This is a genomic window from Streptomyces sp. NPDC059718, from assembly GCF_042733315.1.
Taxonomy (GTDB): Bacteria; Actinomycetota; Actinomycetes; order Streptomycetales; family Streptomycetaceae; genus Actinacidiphila.
Genome location: NZ_JBHWGA010000039.1, coordinates 1 through 16,067 on the forward strand (window position 1 = coordinate 1; position 16,067 = coordinate 16,067).

Annotated in this window: 13 protein-coding genes and 1 pseudogene; 7 read left to right on the top strand and 7 right to left on the bottom strand. The window is 73.7% G+C overall.

Features of this window, described 5'->3' with window-relative positions; translation table 11 throughout:
• Positions 1 to 132: pseudogene (locus ACFV3E_RS33690) on the top strand (ABC transporter ATP-binding protein); the annotation flags it as partial.
• On the opposite strand, the gene ACFV3E_RS33695 reads toward ACFV3E_RS33690, so the two are convergent.
• Complete coding sequence (locus ACFV3E_RS33695; RefSeq protein WP_500538264.1) at positions 119 to 637, bottom strand: hypothetical protein; 519 nt, start codon at positions 635 to 637, stop codon at positions 119 to 121. The pseudogene ACFV3E_RS33690 and the gene ACFV3E_RS33695 sit on opposite strands and share 14 nt — an antisense overlap.
• 327 nt (positions 638 to 964) lie before the next feature.
• Between ACFV3E_RS33695 and ACFV3E_RS33700 the strand changes: the two genes are divergently transcribed.
• From ACFV3E_RS33700 to ACFV3E_RS33710, 3 genes are all read left to right on the top strand, one after another.
• Complete coding sequence (locus ACFV3E_RS33700) at positions 965 to 1,387, top strand: VOC family protein (RefSeq protein WP_500538266.1); 423 nt, start codon at positions 965 to 967, stop codon at positions 1,385 to 1,387.
• The gene (locus ACFV3E_RS33705) at positions 1,384 to 2,460 is read left to right on the top strand and encodes an adenosine deaminase (protein ID WP_500538268.1); all 1,077 of its coding nucleotides are present in this window, start codon (positions 1,384 to 1,386) and stop codon (positions 2,458 to 2,460) included. The genes ACFV3E_RS33700 and ACFV3E_RS33705 overlap by 4 nt, the downstream gene beginning before the upstream one ends.
• 209 nt (positions 2,461 to 2,669) lie before the next feature.
• Positions 2,670 to 3,650 carry a hydroxyacid dehydrogenase gene (locus ACFV3E_RS33710; RefSeq protein WP_500538270.1) on the top strand — a complete coding sequence of 327 codons (981 nt, stop codon included), beginning with the start codon at positions 2,670 to 2,672 and terminating at the stop codon, positions 3,648 to 3,650.
• A gap of 321 nt (positions 3,651 to 3,971) precedes the next feature.
• Here the strand turns inward: ACFV3E_RS33710 and ACFV3E_RS33715 are convergent, their stop codons facing one another.
• The 6 genes from ACFV3E_RS33715 to ACFV3E_RS33740 all read right to left on the bottom strand — a co-directional run bounded on the left by ACFV3E_RS33715 (position 3,972) and on the right by ACFV3E_RS33740 (position 12,274).
• Positions 3,972 to 5,243: an alpha-L-fucosidase gene (locus ACFV3E_RS33715; protein ID WP_500538272.1), complete on the bottom strand. Its 1,272-nt coding sequence runs from the start codon at positions 5,241 to 5,243 to the stop codon at positions 3,972 to 3,974.
• 155 nt (positions 5,244 to 5,398) lie between these two features.
• Positions 5,399 to 6,229: a carbohydrate ABC transporter permease gene (locus ACFV3E_RS33720; protein ID WP_500538392.1), complete on the bottom strand. Its 831-nt coding sequence runs from the start codon at positions 6,227 to 6,229 to the stop codon at positions 5,399 to 5,401.
• A gap of 92 nt (positions 6,230 to 6,321) precedes the next feature.
• On the bottom strand, positions 6,322 to 7,674 hold the full coding sequence (locus ACFV3E_RS33725; protein ID WP_500538274.1) for a carbohydrate ABC transporter permease: 1,353 nt from the start codon (positions 7,672 to 7,674) through the stop codon (positions 6,322 to 6,324).
• Between the two features lie 9 nt (positions 7,675 to 7,683).
• Positions 7,684 to 9,015 carry an ABC transporter substrate-binding protein gene (locus tag ACFV3E_RS33730; protein WP_500538276.1) on the bottom strand — a complete coding sequence of 444 codons (1,332 nt, stop codon included), beginning with the start codon at positions 9,013 to 9,015 and terminating at the stop codon, positions 7,684 to 7,686.
• A 40-nt stretch (positions 9,016 to 9,055) separates the two neighbouring features.
• Positions 9,056 to 10,741, bottom strand: a complete 1,686-nt coding sequence (locus ACFV3E_RS33735) for a glycoside hydrolase family 13 protein (protein WP_500538278.1) — start codon at positions 10,739 to 10,741, stop codon at positions 9,056 to 9,058.
• Between the two features lie 255 nt (positions 10,742 to 10,996).
• On the bottom strand, positions 10,997 to 12,274 hold the full coding sequence (locus ACFV3E_RS33740; protein ID WP_500364001.1) for an ABC transporter substrate-binding protein: 1,278 nt from the start codon (positions 12,272 to 12,274) through the stop codon (positions 10,997 to 10,999).
• Between the two features lie 169 nt (positions 12,275 to 12,443).
• Between ACFV3E_RS33740 and ACFV3E_RS33745 the strand changes: the two genes are divergently transcribed.
• Genes ACFV3E_RS33745 through ACFV3E_RS33755 form a run of 3 tightly spaced genes read left to right on the top strand, consistent with a single transcriptional unit; the run spans position 12,444 to position 16,032 of the window.
• The gene (locus tag ACFV3E_RS33745) at positions 12,444 to 12,950 is read left to right on the top strand and encodes a PadR family transcriptional regulator (RefSeq protein WP_500323080.1); all 507 of its coding nucleotides are present in this window, start codon (positions 12,444 to 12,446) and stop codon (positions 12,948 to 12,950) included.
• Positions 12,947 to 13,720: an ABC transporter ATP-binding protein gene (locus tag ACFV3E_RS33750; RefSeq protein WP_500538280.1), complete on the top strand. Its 774-nt coding sequence runs from the start codon at positions 12,947 to 12,949 to the stop codon at positions 13,718 to 13,720. Before ACFV3E_RS33745 ends, ACFV3E_RS33750 begins: the two co-directional genes overlap by 4 nt.
• Positions 13,721 to 13,725: 5 nt before the next feature.
• The gene (locus ACFV3E_RS33755; RefSeq protein WP_500538282.1) at positions 13,726 to 16,032 is read left to right on the top strand and encodes an ABC transporter permease; all 2,307 of its coding nucleotides are present in this window, start codon (positions 13,726 to 13,728) and stop codon (positions 16,030 to 16,032) included.
• Positions 16,033 to 16,067: the final 35 nt, after the last annotated feature.

Sequence of the window (16,067 nt, forward strand, 5' to 3'; positions counted from 1 at the left end):
ATGGAACTCCTGCGCGCCGTCGTCCACAGCGAAGGCGTCACCGCCCTCGTCGCCACCCACGACCCCCAACTCCTCGCCCTCGCCGACCGCGTCCTCGAACTCCGCGACGGCCACATCCTCACCACCGACTGACCCACGCCCCGGGGCCGCCGCGTGTCCGCCGCCGGCCGGCGCGGTGCAGCGCCAGGCCGGACCAGCCGGCCAGGACGAGTCCCACCGCGGTGAACCCCGACCAGAACAGCAGGGGCCCGTGCCCGACGTCACGTCGGGCGACGACCCGCTCGGGACGGTCGGCCCGGTAGACGATGGGGAGCCGGTCCCCGTGGTTCACCTGGCGGCGGTTGGTGCCCGGCGGCAGCGGGTGGGTCACCTCGGCGCCCGCCACGGTGAAGGTCACCCACAGCCGGCCGTCGCCGGAGGCGTCGCGGGCCTCGCGGACCGTGCCCACCGTGTGCACGCCGTAGCGCACGGCCAGGGTGTCCCTGGCCGTCGCGGTCAGCAGCCAGACGCCCGCCGCGAGGAACACCACGCCGGCCAGCAGGAGCGCCAGGGGATGCGCGGAGCCCTCGCCCGAGCCCCGCCCTTCCGATCGCCGGCCCGCTCGCATCGGTTCGTCCTGTGCGTCCCGTGCCCCCATGGAAGCAATTTACGGGAACCACCAGGCCCTGCGGGAGACCGAGTTGGGGGTGTGCCACGCCCACCGGGACGCCCGGCACGCGGATCACCCCGGCCGGTGGCGGAGCTCAGGCCGGCGTCGGCCGAGGACGAGCGGCGGCACGCCCGGGCGCTGCGGCGCCGCGCCCTGCGCGCCGGGCAGGCCGAGGCGGGCTGACCCGGGGGCCGGGCGGGGCGGCCGGCCCCCGGGTCAGCCCGGCGCCCGCCCCGTACGGCCCGGGACCGGCGCCCCCTCCCAGCCGGAGGGGGCGTCTTGCCCGGGTCATGGTGTTACGTATAACGTTCGCGCATGTCCCGTATCGCCCTGGTCACCCTCGTCGTCCGCGACTACGACGAGGCCATCGCCTTCTACACCGGCGCCCTCGGCTTCGAGCTCGTCGAGGACGAGCCGCGCCCCGGCGGCAGCCGGTGGGTCGTCGTGCGCCCGCCCGGCGGCGCCGCGGGCAGCGGGCTGCTGCTCGCCCGCGCCAAGAACGACGCGGAGCTGTCGCGGGTCGGCGACCAGACCGGCGGACGGGTCGGCTTCTTCCTGCACACCGAGGACTTCGCGGGCGACCACGCGCGGATGAGCGCCGCGGGGGTGACCTTCCTGGAGGAGCCCCGCCACGAGGCGTACGGCTCGGTCGTCGTCTTCCAGGACCCGTACGGGAACCGCTGGGACCTCCTCCAGCCCGCCGCCACCGCCCCCACCGACCAGGAGCACACCGCGTGACCGCCCTCGACACCGACCTGATCCGCCGGCTCCCCAAGGCCGTCCTCCACGACCACCTGGACGGTGGTCTGCGCCCGGCCACCCTGGTCGAACTGGCCGCGGAGATCGGCCACACCCTGCCCGCCACCGACCCCGGCGAGCTGGCCGCCTGGTACTACGACGCCGCCAACTCCGGCGACCTGGTCCGCTACATCGCCACCTTCGAGCACACGATCGCCGTGATGGGCACCCGCGAGGGCCTGCTGCGCGTCGCCGAGGAGTACGTGCTGGACCTCGCCGCCGACGGCGTCGTCTACGGCGAGGTGCGCTACGCGCCCGAGCTGCTGGTGCACCGGGGCCTGAGCCTGGCCGAGGTCGTCGAGACCGTCCAGCAGGGCCTGGCCGCCGGCATGGCGAAGGCCGCGGCCGCGGGCACGCCGGTCCGCGTGGGGACGCTGCTGTGCGCGATGCGCATGACCGACCGCAGCCGCGAGGTGGCGGACCTCGCCGTCGCGTACCGCGACGCGGGCGTCGTCGGCTTTGACATCGCGGGCGCGGAGGACGGCTTCCCGCCCGCCGACCACCTCGCCGCCTTCGAGCACCTGCGCCGCGAGAACGTGCCCTTCACCATCCACGCGGGCGAGGCCCACGGCCTGCCCAGCATCCACCAGGCGGTGCAGGTCTGCGGCGCGCTGCGGATCGGCCACGGCGTCCGCCTCGCCGAGGACATCGTGGACGGCAAGCTCGGCCGCCTCGCGGGCTGGATACGCGACCGCCGCATCGCACTGGAGGTCTGCCCGACCTCCAACCTCCAGACGGGCGCCGCCACCTCCATCGCCGAGCACCCCATCACCCTCCTGCGCGACCTCGGCTTCCGCGTCACCCTCAACACCGACAACCGCCTGGTCTCGGCGACCACCATGACCCGCGAGATGGAGCTGCTCGTCACCGAGGCGGGCTGGACGGCGGAGGACCTGCGCGAGGTCACCGTCAACGCGCTCAAGAGCGCGTTCCTCCCCTTCGACGAGCGGAACGCGATCATCCGCGACGTCGTCCTGCCGGGCTACGAGACGGTGCTCGCCGCGGGCAGCTGACCCCCGACGGGGGTGCCGGTCCGGCTCCCGGTCCGGTACCCCGCGTGTGGCGTCCGAGGCGGTGCGCGTACCGCGGCCGGGGAGGCCCGGCCCGCCCTTGACGCCACCGGGTCCCGTGCGAATGATGGCGCCCTCACCTGTCCGCAGGTCTTTACAGGGGGAGCCGTCACGTGACCCGCGCGCACCACCGTCCCCGTACCGTCCTCGCCATGAGTGCCGGGACCCGTGAGGCCGTCCTCGGCGACGCGGCGCTCGAACGGCTCTGCCGTGCCGCCCGCGTCGACCCCGCCCTGCTCGTCGAGGACTTCGGGGACCCCGCCGTGGCGGAACCGCTCGCCGAGGCCGAGGTGCTGCTCACCGGCTGGGGCTGCCCGCCGCTGGACGAGGCGGCGCTGGCCCGCATGCCCGCGCTGCGCGCGGTCGTCCACGCCGCCGGATCGGTCAAGCAGCACGTCACCGACGCCGTGTGGCGGCGCGGCATCCAGGTCTCCACCGCCGCCGCGGCCAACGCCCTGCCGGTGGCCGAGTACACCGTCGCCGCCGTGCTGTTCGCCAACAAGCGCGTGCTGGCCTCGGCGCAGGCCTACCGGGAGGCCCGCCACCGGCCGGGGCCCTGCGACATGCCGGCCGGCATCGGCAACTACCGTCGCACCGTGGGGGTCGTCGGCGCCTCCCGCATCGGGCGGCGGGTCATCGAGCTGCTGCGCCCCTTCGACCTGCGCCTGCTCGTCCACGACCCCTACCTCGACCCCGGCGAGGCGGTCGCGCTCGGCGCGGAGCCGGTGGAGCTGGACCAACTGTGCCTGCTCGGCGACGTGGTCACCGTCCACGCCCCCGAACTGCCCGAGACCCGGCACCTGTTCGACGCCGTGCGCCTGGCGCTGCTGCGGGACGGGACCACGCTGATCAACACCTCGCGGGGCTCGCTGGTCGACACCGCCGCCCTCACCGCCGAACTGGTCGCCGGCCGGCTGCACGCCGTCCTCGACGTCACCGACCCCGAGCCGCTGCCCGCCGACTCGCCGCTCTACGACCTGCCGAACGTCCTGCTGACCCCGCACGTCGCCGGATCGCTCGGCGGCGAGCTGGCCCGGCTCGCCGACACCGCGATCGAGGAGATCGAACGTCTCGCCCACGGTGCGCCCCTCGCCCACGCCGTCCACCGCGACACGCTCGCACGCTCCGCCTGAGGAAGGACCGCACGGCCGTCCCCGTCCCCGTCCCGACCCCGCGGCGGTCGGGGGCCACCTGGGCCGCCCGGTTCCCCGGCCCGGTCGTGCTCGACCACCTCGACCTGGCGGAGGACCTGACGGGCGGACAGCGCGTCCGGGAGGACACCGTCCACGCCGGCGGCCGCACCGTCGCCCGGGGCCGCACCGTCGGCGTCCGCCGCGTCCACGCCTTCCCCGAACACCGGGTGACCTGCCTGCGCATCCGCCTCACCGGCGACGGCGCGGCCCTGCGCCGCGTCACGGGCTACCGCACGGGCTGCGCGACGATGCCGGAGCTGCTCAGGTGCGACCGGTGCCGCGGTAGAGGTCCAGTTCGCCGTCGAGTTCGAGGGCGAGGACGGTGGCGTACGGGTCCAGGTCGTCGGGGGAGGGCGCGTCGATCCAGGTGACGCCGGGCACGTCGTGGAGCCCGCCGGTCACGTGGTGGCCCAGCTCGGCGCCCGTGCCCACCACCGACACACGGCGGACGCGGTTGCGCAGGCCGCGCAGCGCGATCGTCTCGCGCGGGGCGTCGAAGCACACCAGGTACAGGGTGCGGCGGTCGGCGGACAGGGTGCTGGGGCCGTAGTGGTGCCCGGCCGGGAGGCCGGCGACGGTGCCGTACACGGCGTCGGCGTGGCCGCGGATCCAGTCGCCGAGGCCCTCCAGGCGGGCCGTCTGCTCCGGGGTGATGGTGCCGTCTTCACGGGGGCCGACGTCCAGCAGCAGGTTGCCGCCGGCGCCGATCGTCTCGGTGAAGTAGCGGACCAGCTGGCGCACCGACTTGTGGCGGTGGTCGGTGTGCTGGAAGCCCCAGGAGTCGTTGACGGTCAGGCACAGCTCCCACGGCCCGGCCGGCGGTTGGACGGGGATTCCCTGCTCGGGTGTGGCGTAGTCGCCGTGGCTCAGCATGCGCGCGTTGAGGACCGTCTGCGGGTTCCCGGCGAGGATCCGCGCGGCCAGGGCGTCCAGGCCCCACTGCTCCTCGCTGCGCTCCCACTCGCCGTCGAACCACAGCAGGTCGGGCCGGAAGCGGTCGACCAGCTCGCCGACCTGGGCGTCGCGGTAGGCGAGGTAGCGCTCCCAGGCGGCCGGGTCCTCCTTGCCGTCCGCCGGGGCGACGTAGGGGCTGGTCGCCACGTCCTCCGTGGGCGGGGCGGGGTGGACGACGCTGGGGTAGTCCGGGTGGTTCCAGTCCGAGTGGGAGTAGTAGAGCCCGACCTTCAGGCCGTGTTCGCGCAGTGCCTGCGCGTACGGGGCGATCAGGTCGCGCCCGGCCGGGGTGCGCCGGACGACCGACAGGTCGCCCTGCGCGGTGTCCCACAGGGCGACGCCGTCGTGGTGCCGGGCGGTCAGCACCGCGTAGCGGGCGCCCGCGCGGGCGAAGAGCCCGGCCCAGGCGCGCGGGTCGTACCGCGCGGCGGTGAACCCGTCGAGCTGGCGCATGTACCGCTCGTGGGGGACCTCACCGTTGTAGAAGGCCCAGGACTCGGGCACGCCGTCGACCGCGTAGATCCCGTAGTGGATGAAGATGCCGAGCTTGGCGTCGGCGAACCACGGCTGCAGGGGCATGGCTGACGAGTCCTCGGGGAGGGGGAAGACGACCGCGGGTGCGGTGATACGTCGGAGGAGTCCTGTCCTCCGCCCCGACCCTAAGGGGGATCGGGGTGACTGACAAGAAAGACCTCCGATGTATCGCCGCACCCGCTCCCGCGGCGGCTCGGCCGCTACTTCACCGACCCGGCCATGACCCCCTCCACGAAGTGGCGCTGGAAGGCGAAGAAGACCGCCAGCGGCACGATCAGCGACAGGAAGGCCCCCGGCGCCAGCACGTCGATGTTGGAGCCGAACTGCCGCATCTGGGACTGCAGGGCGACCGTGAGCGGCTGCGAGCCGCTGTCGGCGAAGATCAGCGCGACGAGCATGTCGTTCCAGACCCACAGGAACTGGAAGATGGCCAGGCTCGCGATCGCCGGACGGCCCACCGGCAGCACCAGCTTCCGGAAGATCGTCCACTCCGTCCCGCCGTCCATGCGGGCGGCCTCCAGCATCTCGCGCGGGATCTCCGCGAAGTAGTTGCGCAGCAGGAAGATGGCGAACGGCAGCCCGTACGCCACGTGGAAGAGGACCACGCCCGCGGTCGTGCCGAACAGCCCCACCGCCCCGAACAGCCGGGCCACCGGCAGCAGTCCGATCTGCACCGGCACCACGAGCATGCCGACGACCACCAGGAAGACCCAGTCGCGCCCCGGGAACTCCAGCCAGGCGAAGGCGTACCCGGCCAGGGCGGCGAGGACCACGACGGCGGCCGTGGCGGGCACCGAGATCAGCACGGTGTTCCAGAACGCCTGGGTGATCCCGCTGTCCCCGAGGATCGCGGAGTAGTTGTCGAAGGTCAGCGATCCGGGGTGGACCAGGGCGGTCCACCAGCCGGAACCGGCGTTGTCGTCGGCGTTCCGCAGCGAGGACACGAACAGTCCGGCCGTCGGGGTGAGCCAGATCAGCGCGACGACCGTCAGCAGGACCTGGACGAGCCCCCCGCGCAGCACCGCGACCAGCCGGCCCGCCACGGAGGGACGCCCGGGGGCCCGGCCGGACGTCCCGCCGGGCGGGGTGGGCGGAGCGGGGTGCGGAGCGGCGGTCTGCACGGTCATCGGTTGCTCCTGCGGAAGCGTCGGATGTTGAGGGCCATGGCCGGCAGCACCAGCAGCAGGAGGACGACGCCGATCGCGCTGCCCAGGCCCTGGTTGTTGCCGCCGCCGAAGGAGACCAGCCACATCTGGAGCGCCAGGACGTTGGCGTCCTCCTGCACCGGGCCCGGCGCGATGATGTAGACGAGGTCGAAGACCTTCATCACGTTGATCACCAGCGTCACGAAGACCACGCCCAGCACCGGCGCGAGCAGCGGCACGGTGATCCTGCGGAAGATCTGCCACTCGCCCGCGCCGTCCATCCGGGCGGCCTCCAGCGTCTCGCGCGGCAGCGAGGACAGCCCGGCGCCGATCAGCACCATGGAGAAGCCGGTCCAGATCCACAGGTAGGCGCCGATGATCGCCGGGGTGATCAGCGTCGGGCCTAGCCAGTCGATGCCCGCGTACGGTTCCGCGAAGTTCTTCCCGGGCAGCCGGACGCCGTACGGGCCGTCCCCGGCTCCTGCGAAGCGGAAGGAGCCGTCGTCACCGGTGGTCGTGGTGGCGACCACGGCATCGCCCTTGGTCAGTTCGACCGCCATGTGCGGCAGGCCGCGCTCCTGGGGGTCCACGGCGCCGGGCGTGCCCCCGCCGCCCGGGACGAAGTCCAGGTAGACCACGCCGGTGACGGCGTCGTCGGAGACCTGCGCGGGCGCGGCCGGGCGGGCCTGCTCCGGCAGGGACGCGGGCGGCAGGCCGACCAGGCCGAGCGTGACGTCCTTGCCCGGCTCCACCCGCGCGACCGCCTGGTAACCGCCGTCGCCCGACTCCTTCAGCACGTCCGTGCCGCGGGGCCGGGCGCCGGGGTAGGCGGAGGAGTCGTTGAAGGTGTCGTGGACGGCGACGGCGACCGCGTTCATGACGCCGCGCTGCGGGTCCTGGTCGTACACCAGGCGGAAGGTGATGCCCGCGGCGAGGAAGGAGACCGCCATCGGCATGAAGATCAGCAGCTTGAAGGCGGTGGCCCAGCGGATCTTCTCGGTGAGCACGGCCAGGACGAGGCCGACGCCGGTGAGCAGCGCCGGCGCGGCCACGACCCAGATCGCGGTGTTGCGGACGGCCTTGAGGGTGGCCGGGTCGCTGAACATCTCCTGGTAGTTGGCGAGCCCCACGAAGCGGTCGCCGCTCGCGTCGAACAGGCTGCGGCCGACCGAGAAGAGGATGGGGTAGCCGACGAGGGCGCCGAGCAGGGCGAGCGCCGGGAGCGCGAAGACGATCGCCGTGATGCGGGCCCGGCGTGAACGCCGCCGGACGGAGGCCGGGGCGGTGCCGCCCGCCGGGGCGGACGGCACCTTGCGGGTGGGGGCGGACATGATCCGGCCTCAGCCCTTGTACGCCTTGGCGGCCGCGGCCTCGAGCTTCGCCGCGGTGGCCTTCGGGTCCGACGGGTCGCGCAGGAAGTCCTGCAGGATCTTCCACTCGCCCTTGCCGGGTGTGCCGCCGAAGGCGGGCGGGGTCTGGTCGGACATGTCGAAGCGCACCGTGTCACCGGCGTCGACCAGGGACTTGGCGGCCGTGCGCAGGGTGTCGTCCGCGTAGGAGGCCGGGTCCAGCTTGGTGTTGGGGGAGAGGAAGCCGCCCGCCTTGGCCCAGATCTGCGCGGCCTCGGGGGTGGCCAGGTAGGCGATCAGCTCCATGGCGGCCTTGGCGTTCTTGCCGGACTTCAGCGCCACGGCGGCCTCGCCGCCGCCGACCACCGGTGCCGGGCCGCCGTCGACCGAGGGGAAGGGGAAGAACTTGGCGTCCTCGCCGACCTTGCCGCCCAGGTCACCCGAGATGACACCGCCGACGAAGTCGCCCTCGTAGACCAGGCCGGCCTTGGGGCTCTTGCCGAAGACGTGCGCGACGGAGTCCGGGAAGCTGGTGGCCAGGGCGCCCTTGCGGCCGCCCGCGAGCAGGTCGTCCTCGCCGAACAGCTGGGACAAGGTGGTGAGCGCCTTGACGACGGTGGGGTCGCTCCACGGGATCTCGTGCCGGGTCAGCTTGTCGTAGTTCTCCGGGCCGGCCTGGGAGAGGTAGACGTTCTCGAACCAGTCGGTGAGCGTCCAGCCGTCCGAGCCGCCGACGGCGAAGGCGGGCAGGCCCGAGTCGGAGACGGCGCGGGCGGCGTCCAGCATCTCCGCGAAGGTCTTGGGCGGCTGCACGCCGGCCGTCTCCAGCGCCTGCGGGCTGTACCAGACCGTCGACTTGTCGGAGGTCTTGAAGTACAGGCCGTAGTAGGTGCCGTCGACCGTGCCGAACGTCTGCCAGATCTTGGCGTAGTTCTTCTCCGCGGCGCCCTTCACCTCCGGCGACAGCGGCTGGAGCCAGCCCTTGCCCGCGAACTCCTTGAGCACGCCGGGCTGCGGCACCATCGCGACGTCGGGCGAGTCACCGCCCTCGACCTTGCTGCCCAGGACGGTCGCGAAGTTGTCGCCGGTGGAGACGTACGCCACCTTCGCCCCGGTCTTCGCGGTGAAGCCGTCCAGGACCTTCTGGAAGTTCTGCTGCTCGACGCCGGTCCAGACGGCGGCGACGGTGACCGTCTGGCCCTTGAGCTTCTGGGCGCCGGCCGCCGGGGCGGAGTCGGAGGAGGCCTTGGTGTCACCGCCGCAGGCGGTGGTCGCGAGGGCCAGACCGCATATGGCGGTGGCCGCGACGAGGGTGCGCTTCATCGGGGTGGTGTCCCTTCTTCGGTGGAGTGGTGCGGAACGGTCAGGTGCGCGCCGGGTCGTGGACCCACCAGGCGGCGGCGTTGGCGGGGAGGACCCCCGGTGGGCAGGGGGCGCTGGACAGCAGCGGCTGTCCCGGTACGGGGGCGGGGACCGGCTCGTCGCCGAAGTTCACGGCGCAGACCAGGCCCTCGCCGCGGACGAAGGCGAGCACGCCGGGCGGTGCCTCCAGCCAGCGCAGCGTCCCCTCGCCGAGCTGGGGCAGCCGGGCCCGCAGGCCGAGCGCCTCCCGGTACAGGTGCCAGAAGGAACCGGTGTCCAGCAGCGCGCGGTCGGCGCTGTGCTCGGCGAACCAGTCGGGCTGCGGCAGCCACGGCCGGGCCGCGCTGCCCTCGGCGGTGAAGCCGAACGGCGAGGCGTGGCCCGACCAGGGGAGCGGCACCCGGCAGCCGTCCCGGACGAAGCGGCGGCTGCCGGTGCGGCGGAAGATCGGGTCGGTCAGGACCTCGTCCGGCAGGTCGACGACCTCGGGCAGCCCCAGTTCCTCGCCCTGGTAGACGTACGCGGCACCCGGCAGCGCCAGCATCAGCAGCGCGGCGGCGCGCGCCCGGGCGGCGCCGAAGTGCCCGGTGGGGCCGCCCGCGTACCGGGTGACGGTCCTGACCTGGTCGTGGTTGTTGAGCACCCAGGTGACGGTGGACCCGGTCCCGGCGATGTCGCGCAGCGCCTCGGCGATGGCCGTGCGGAACGCCTGCGCGTCCCAGGGGGCGCTCAGCAGGTGGAAGAAGAAGGCCTGGTGGAGTTCGTCGGGGCGGACGTAGCGGGCCTGCTCAGCCGGGGTGGGGACGGAGACCTCGCCGACCAGCAGGCGTTCGCGTCCGTCGCGGGCGGTGTACTCCTCGCAGATCGCGCGCCACCGCCGCCAGACCCCGTGCACCTCGGGACGGTTCCAGGCCAGCGGGTTGACGGAGTCGCGGGACCGCTCGTCCGCCGCGGGGTCGGGGGAGTCGGGGAGCGAGGGGTGCTTGAACAGGCCCGCCGCCACGTCGATGCGGAAGCCGTCGACCCCCCGGTCCAGCCAGAAGCGCAGCACGTGCTCGAAGTGCTCCCCCACGCGCGGGTCACGCCAGTTGAGGTCGGGCTGCTCCGGGGTGAACAGGTGCAGGTACCACTGGCCGGGCCGGCCGTCCGGCCCGGTCACCCGGGACCAGGCGGGGCCGCCGAACATCGCCCGCCAGTTGTTGGGCGGCAGTTCGCCGTGCTCGCCGCGTCCGTCGGCGAAGTGGAACAGCGACCGGGCGGGGCCGCCCGGTCCCTCCGTCAGTGCCTCGCGGAACCACGGGTGGGCGGTCGAGCAGTGGTTGGGGACCACGTCGAGGACGGTGCGCAGACCCAGCCGGTGTGCGTCGGCCACGAGGCGGTCGAACTCCGCGAGGTCGCCGTAGAGCGGGTCGACGCCCGTGTAGTCGGCCACGTCGTAGCCGTGGTCGTGCTGCGGCGAGGGGTAGAAGGGGCTCAGCCAGATCCCGTCGACGCCCAGCTTGCGCAGGTAGGGCAGACCGGCCCGGACGCCGGCCAGGTCCCCGACACCGTCGCCGGTGCTGTCCAGGAAGCTGCGCACGTAGACCTGGTAGACCACCGCGTCGCGCCACCAGGGGCGTACGGCGGTGAGTGCCGGGGAGGGGGCGGCGGCGGTGGAGGGACCGTCCTCCAGAGGGGCTGTGAACACCCGTCACCATTCCTGACTGCGGGCGCGCGGACGGACACGACACTGCACGCCGCGCGGGGTGGCTCGTTATGCATGCATGTTAAGTAGCAGTGTCAGGAAGGTGTCAACGGAGCTGCCGATAGACGGCGCTTACTGGGGTGATTTATGCAGGTAAGATCCGCAGTCGGGAGTCGAGGGAGTGTCGGGGAGACCCCAGAGTTACTTAACAAGTAGGTATGAGGTGGGTGGCGACATCCGCCGAAGGGCGCCGCGGGATCAGCGGTCCCGCACGATCTCCCGCAGCTCGCGGTCCAGCCGTGCGACGGCCTGCTCCGGCGTGGTGTGCAGCGCCAGCGCGTCCCGGCTCACCGCCGCCACCGCCAGGCTCACCTGCTCGTAGCGGGCGCTCTTCGGGCGCGGCTTGGCCGCCCGAACGCTCTGCTCCAGCACCGGCAGGTACGGGTACCGGCGCACCAGCCCGGGGTCCTGGTACAGATCGGCCCACACCGGCGGCAGCGAGCCCTCCGTCAGGACCTGGCGCTGCACGGACTCACCCGTCATGTACGCCATGAGGTCGGCGGCCGTCCGCGGATGCCGCGAGTGCGCGTTGACCGCGAGGTTGGACCCGCCCAGCACGCTGGCACCCGGCCCGTCCGGGCCGGGCAGCGGCACCGCGCCGAAGCGCCCGGCGACCTTGGAGCCCGGCGCGGAGGCGAGGTCGTACACGTACGGCCAGTTGCGCAGGAAGAGCAGCCGGCCGTCCTCGAAGGCCTGCCGGGACTCCTCCTCCTTGAACCGCAGTGCCTCACCCGGGATCCAGCCCTCGCGCACCCCGCGCACCAGGAAGCCCAGCCCCTCGCGGGCCGCGGCGGAGTCCACGGTGACCCGGCTGCCGTCGCCGCCGAGGATGCCGCCCCCGGCCGACTGCACCGCCTCCGTGACGTTGACGGTCAGGCCCTCGTACGGCAGGAACTGCCCGGCGTAGCCGCCGATCCCGTACTTCGGGGCGAGCGTGCGCGCCTGTCGCTCCAACTCCGCCCAGGTGCGCGGCGGATCCAGGTGCTCCCGGTCGAGGATGTCCTTGCGGTAGTAGAGCAGCCCGGCGTTGGTGACGTACGGGACCGCGTACAGCCGCTCGCGGAAGGTGGCGGTGTCCACCACCGAGGGCAGCAGCCGGTCCAGCGGCAGGCCGCGCGGGTCGACCGGCGCGATCCATCCGGCGCCCGCGAACTCGGAGGTCCACGCCACGTCGATGTTGAGCACGTCGAAGCGGTCGCTGCCGGAGCGCAGGCTGTCGGCCATCTGCGCGCGCACCTCGTCGGCCGCCTCGGGCAGTTCGACGAGCGTCGCCTTCTCCAGGGGGTGGCCACGGTTCCAGCCGTCCAGCACGTGCTGGAGGTAGCCGGTCAGATCGCGGCCGGTCGCGAGGGTCACCGGGCCCCGGCCCGTCGTGCCGGGCGGTCCGTCGGCGGCGCGGGCGCCCTCGGAGGCGTATCCCGTCAGCAGCAGGGCAGCGGCGAGCAGGGTCCTGCCCGCGGCCCGCGCCCAGCGCATACGATCCTCCAGGTCCCGCTTCCGGCGACGGCGTCGTCGTCCGAAGGGACATGTATACCTGTTGGACATGCGCGATACTAGCCATTGCGGCAGGATGGCCTGCTCACCGATGATCGGGCTGGTGAGCGGCCCCTAACAAGCAGGTAGCCGGGGAGGAGGCAGGTCGAGCGTGCGCCTTCCGCTCATGGCACTCCTCGCCAAGGGGCCCGCCCATGGTTACGAGCTCAAAACGGCACTTGAGAAGCTTTTCGGTGCGGCCTATCCTCAGCCGAACATCGGCCAGATCTACGTGACGCTGGCGCGCCTGGAGAAGTCGGGGCTGATCCGGGGCGAGGACGTCACCCAGTCCGGCCGGCCCAACAAGCGGATCTACGAACTCACCGACGCCGGGCAGGAGGCGGTCGCCGCCTGGTTCGACGAGCCGTCCAGCGAGCCGCGGGTCCGCGACGAGTTCTTCATGAAGCTCGCCCTCGCCCCGGCCACGGGCCTGGCCGACCAGGTCTCCCTGATCAACAAGCAGCGCCGCCACTACCTCAACCTCATGCGGGCCATGTCCCGGCTCGCCGCGGGGGAGGACCGGGACAACACCATCGCGCAGCTGCTGATCGAGGGCGCGACGCTGCATCTGCAGGCGGACCTCGACTGGCTGGAGCGCTGCCAGGAGGAGCTGGAATGAGAAGGGCCGAGCCGCCCCCCGCGGCGCCGCACATGCTCCGGGTCGAGGGCCTGGTCAAGACGCACCGCGTGGACGGCGGCGAGGTCAGGGCCGTGCGCGGGGTCGACCTGGAGGTGCGGCCCGGCGAGTTCGTCGCCGTCACGGGCCCCTCCGGCGCCGGCAAGTCCACCCTGCTGCATCTGCTCGGCGGCCTCGAACGCCCCGACCAGGGGCGGATATGGCTGGACGGGCAGCGGGTCGACCAGCTCAGCGAGGCACGCTGGGCGGTACTGCGCCGGCGCGGCGTCGGCATCGTCTTCCAGTTCTTCAACCTCGTCTCCACCCTCACCGTCGCGGACAACATCGAACTGCCCGCCCTGCTCGCCGGCCGCTCGCCCCGCCAGGTGCGCGCCGCGCGCCAGGAGTTGCTGGCCGACCTCGGCCTGACGGGCAAGGAGGACAGCACCCCCGCCGACCTGTCCGGCGGTGAGCAGCAACGGGTCGCCCTCGCCCGGGCCCTGGTCAACCGCCCGGCCCTGCTGCTGGCCGACGAGCCCACCGGCAGCCTCGACAGCAAGGGCACCCGGGAGGTGCTGCGGCTGCTGACCCGCTGCCACGAACGCGGCCAGACCATCCTGCTCGTCACGCACGACGCCAAGGTGGCCAGCGCCGCGGACCGGGTGATCAGCCTCTTCGACGGCGAAGTGGTCGACGACATCACCCTCGACGCCCCGCCGTACGCCTCGCGTCCCTCCCGTGCCGCCGCCGACGTCGTGAAGCTGCAGGGCTGACCGCCGTGCGCGCCACCGCCCGCTGGGCCCTCGCCGATCTGCGCACCCACCGCGGCCAGGCCCTGTCCATCGTCCTGGCCACCGCGGGCATCACCGTGGCGCTGCTGCTCTCCGTCGCCCTGCTGGTGTACGCGGCCAACCCCTGGCAGCGGATGTTCACCGCCACCGAGGGCGCCCACGTCTGGCTGCGCACGGACGGCCGCGCCGACACCCGCGCGCTGTCCCGGATCGACGGGGTCACCGCGGTCTCCGGACCCTTCCGCACCCTCACCGTCACCGCGCAGCACGGCCGGGAGAAGGCCGCCCTCGACCTGCGGGCCGCGGGCACGAGCCCGCCGTCGGTGGGCCGGCCGCTCATGGACCGCGGGAGCTGGCTGGACGGCGATGACGGCGACGGCATCGTGCTGGAACGGTCGGTGGCGTCGGCGCTGTGGGCCGAGCCGGGGGACGAGATCAGCGTGACCCGCGACGGACGGCGGAGCACCGTCCGCGTGGTCGGCGTCGCCGGGACCGCCGAACCGCTCTACTCCCCGGGAGACAACCCCGGTGTCGCCTGGGCGTCGCCCACGCTGGTGAGCGGCCTCGCCACCGGCCCGGCACGGTCGGGGCAGACCGTGGGACTGCGGCTGAAGGACCCGGCGGACACCGCCTTCGTCATCCAGCGGGCCGTCTCCGTCGTCGGACCGGACCGCGTCACGAGCGTCGCCACCTGGCGGGAGGCCCGCGCCGACGCCGAGGGCGACAACCACCTCCTCGGGCTGCTGCTCGGCCTGTTCGGGCTGGCCGCGCTGCTGGCCGCCGCGATCGCGGTGACCGGGGGCATCGCCACCCGCGTCCTGGCGTACGTCCGTGACATCTCCGTCCTGAAGGCGGTCGGCTTCACCCCGGCCCAGGTGGTCCGGATGTTCCTCGTGCAGCACGCGGTGCTCGCCACCGCCGGTGTGGTGCTCGGATCGGTGGCCGCGGAGACGCTCGCGCCGGGCATCCCCGGGCCGATGGGGGACGCCATGGGGCTGTGGCAGGGACTGCCGCAGCACACCTGGGCGCTCCCCGGTACGGCCGCGGCGACCGTGCTGGTCATCGCCCTGGCCACGGTGCTCGCCGCCTGGCGGGCCGGCCGCGTGCCGCCGATCCCCGCCGCGCGGGGGGCCGTTCCGGGACGCCGCAGGATGTCTGGCGCGGCCCGGGCCGCGCTACGCCTGGGGACCCCGCCCGCCCTGGTGCTCGGCTGCCGCGGCGTGCTGCACCGGCCCGCACGCTCGGCGGCCGCCGTGGCCCGGCTCGCCCTGCCGGTCCTGATGATCACCGTGGCGCTGGGGACCTGGGCCACCCTCGACCGCTTCGAGCACCACCCCGAACTGCTCGGCCAGGCCGGCGCGCTCACCGCCCGCCCCAACGGCCTCACCGACGAGGCCGTCCGGCAGCTGCTCGCCGCACGACCGGAGATCGCCGCGGCGCACCCGGGCGTCGACCTCCCCGCGCTCGCCCCGGGCCAGTCGCAGTCCGTCACCCTGCGGGGGATCGGCACCACCGCCGACCCCTACCCCTTCGCCGTCGCGGAGGGCCGGCGCCCCGCCGGCCCCGACGAGGCACTCGCCGGGCAGGGCCTGCTCGACGCGCTGCACATCGAGGTCGGCCAGTGGGTCCGGGTCACCGTCGGCGGCACCCCGCACATCCTGCACATCGTCGGCCGCAGCATCGAGACCGGGCACGGCGGGCGGGTGATCTCCGCCCCGCTCGACGTGCTGCGGGCCCAGGACGCCTCCATCGGGCCTTCGTACTACAGTCTGGTGCTGCGTCCCGGCGCCGACCGCGCGGCGGTGCGCGGTGCCCTCACCGACGCGTCGCACGGCGCCCTGGAGGTGCGCGAGGTCACCGGCCCCGGCGCCGAACTCTCCCCGGTGCGCGGTGTGATCATCGGACTGGTCAGCGTCCTCGCGCTGATCGCCCTGGCCGAACTGTCCACGGCCGTCGGCAGCGGCATCCGCGACCACGCCCGCGACATGCGCGCCTACCGCGCCGTGGGCTTGACGCCGCAGCAGACCGTGGCGACCGTCGTGACCGGCGTCGGCCTGGTGGTCCTGGCGGCCGCCGCGGCGGGGGTCACCGCGGGGGTGTTCGCCTCCGACTGGCTGATCGACCTCCAGGCCGGCTCCAGCGGCGTCGGCGCGGGGATCGCCCAGTCCCCGCCGGTTGCGGCGCTGGCCCTGATCGTCGGCGTGTGCGTCGCGGCGGCGGTGGCACTCTCGCTGCTGCCCGCCTCCCGCGCGGCGGGGGACCGCAATCCGCGGATGCTGTTCAACGCCCAGTGAGGGGAAGACACCCGACGCCGTGCCCCGCCGAACGG

Bases quoted from the DNA above. Each gene is read 5' to 3' on its own strand.
- ACFV3E_RS33710 (WP_500538270.1), top strand. From the start codon at position 2,670: ATGAGTGCCGGGACCCGTGAGGCCGTCCTCGGCGACGCGGCGCTCGAA.
- ACFV3E_RS33715 (WP_500538272.1), bottom strand. From the start codon at position 5,243: ATGCCCCTGCAGCCGTGGTTCGCCGACGCCAAGCTCGGCATCTTCATC.
- ACFV3E_RS33695 (WP_500538264.1), bottom strand. From the start codon at position 637: ATGGGGGCACGGGACGCACAGGACGAACCGATGCGAGCGGGCCGGCGA.
- ACFV3E_RS33725 (WP_500538274.1), bottom strand. From the start codon at position 7,674: ATGTCCGCCCCCACCCGCAAGGTGCCGTCCGCCCCGGCGGGCGGCACC.
- ACFV3E_RS33730 (WP_500538276.1), bottom strand. From the start codon at position 9,015: ATGAAGCGCACCCTCGTCGCGGCCACCGCCATATGCGGTCTGGCCCTC.
- ACFV3E_RS33740 (WP_500364001.1), bottom strand. From the start codon at position 12,274: ATGCGCTGGGCGCGGGCCGCGGGCAGGACCCTGCTCGCCGCTGCCCTG.
- ACFV3E_RS33750 (WP_500538280.1), top strand. From the start codon at position 12,947: ATGAGAAGGGCCGAGCCGCCCCCCGCGGCGCCGCACATGCTCCGGGTC.
- ACFV3E_RS33700 (WP_500538266.1), top strand. From the start codon at position 965: ATGTCCCGTATCGCCCTGGTCACCCTCGTCGTCCGCGACTACGACGAG.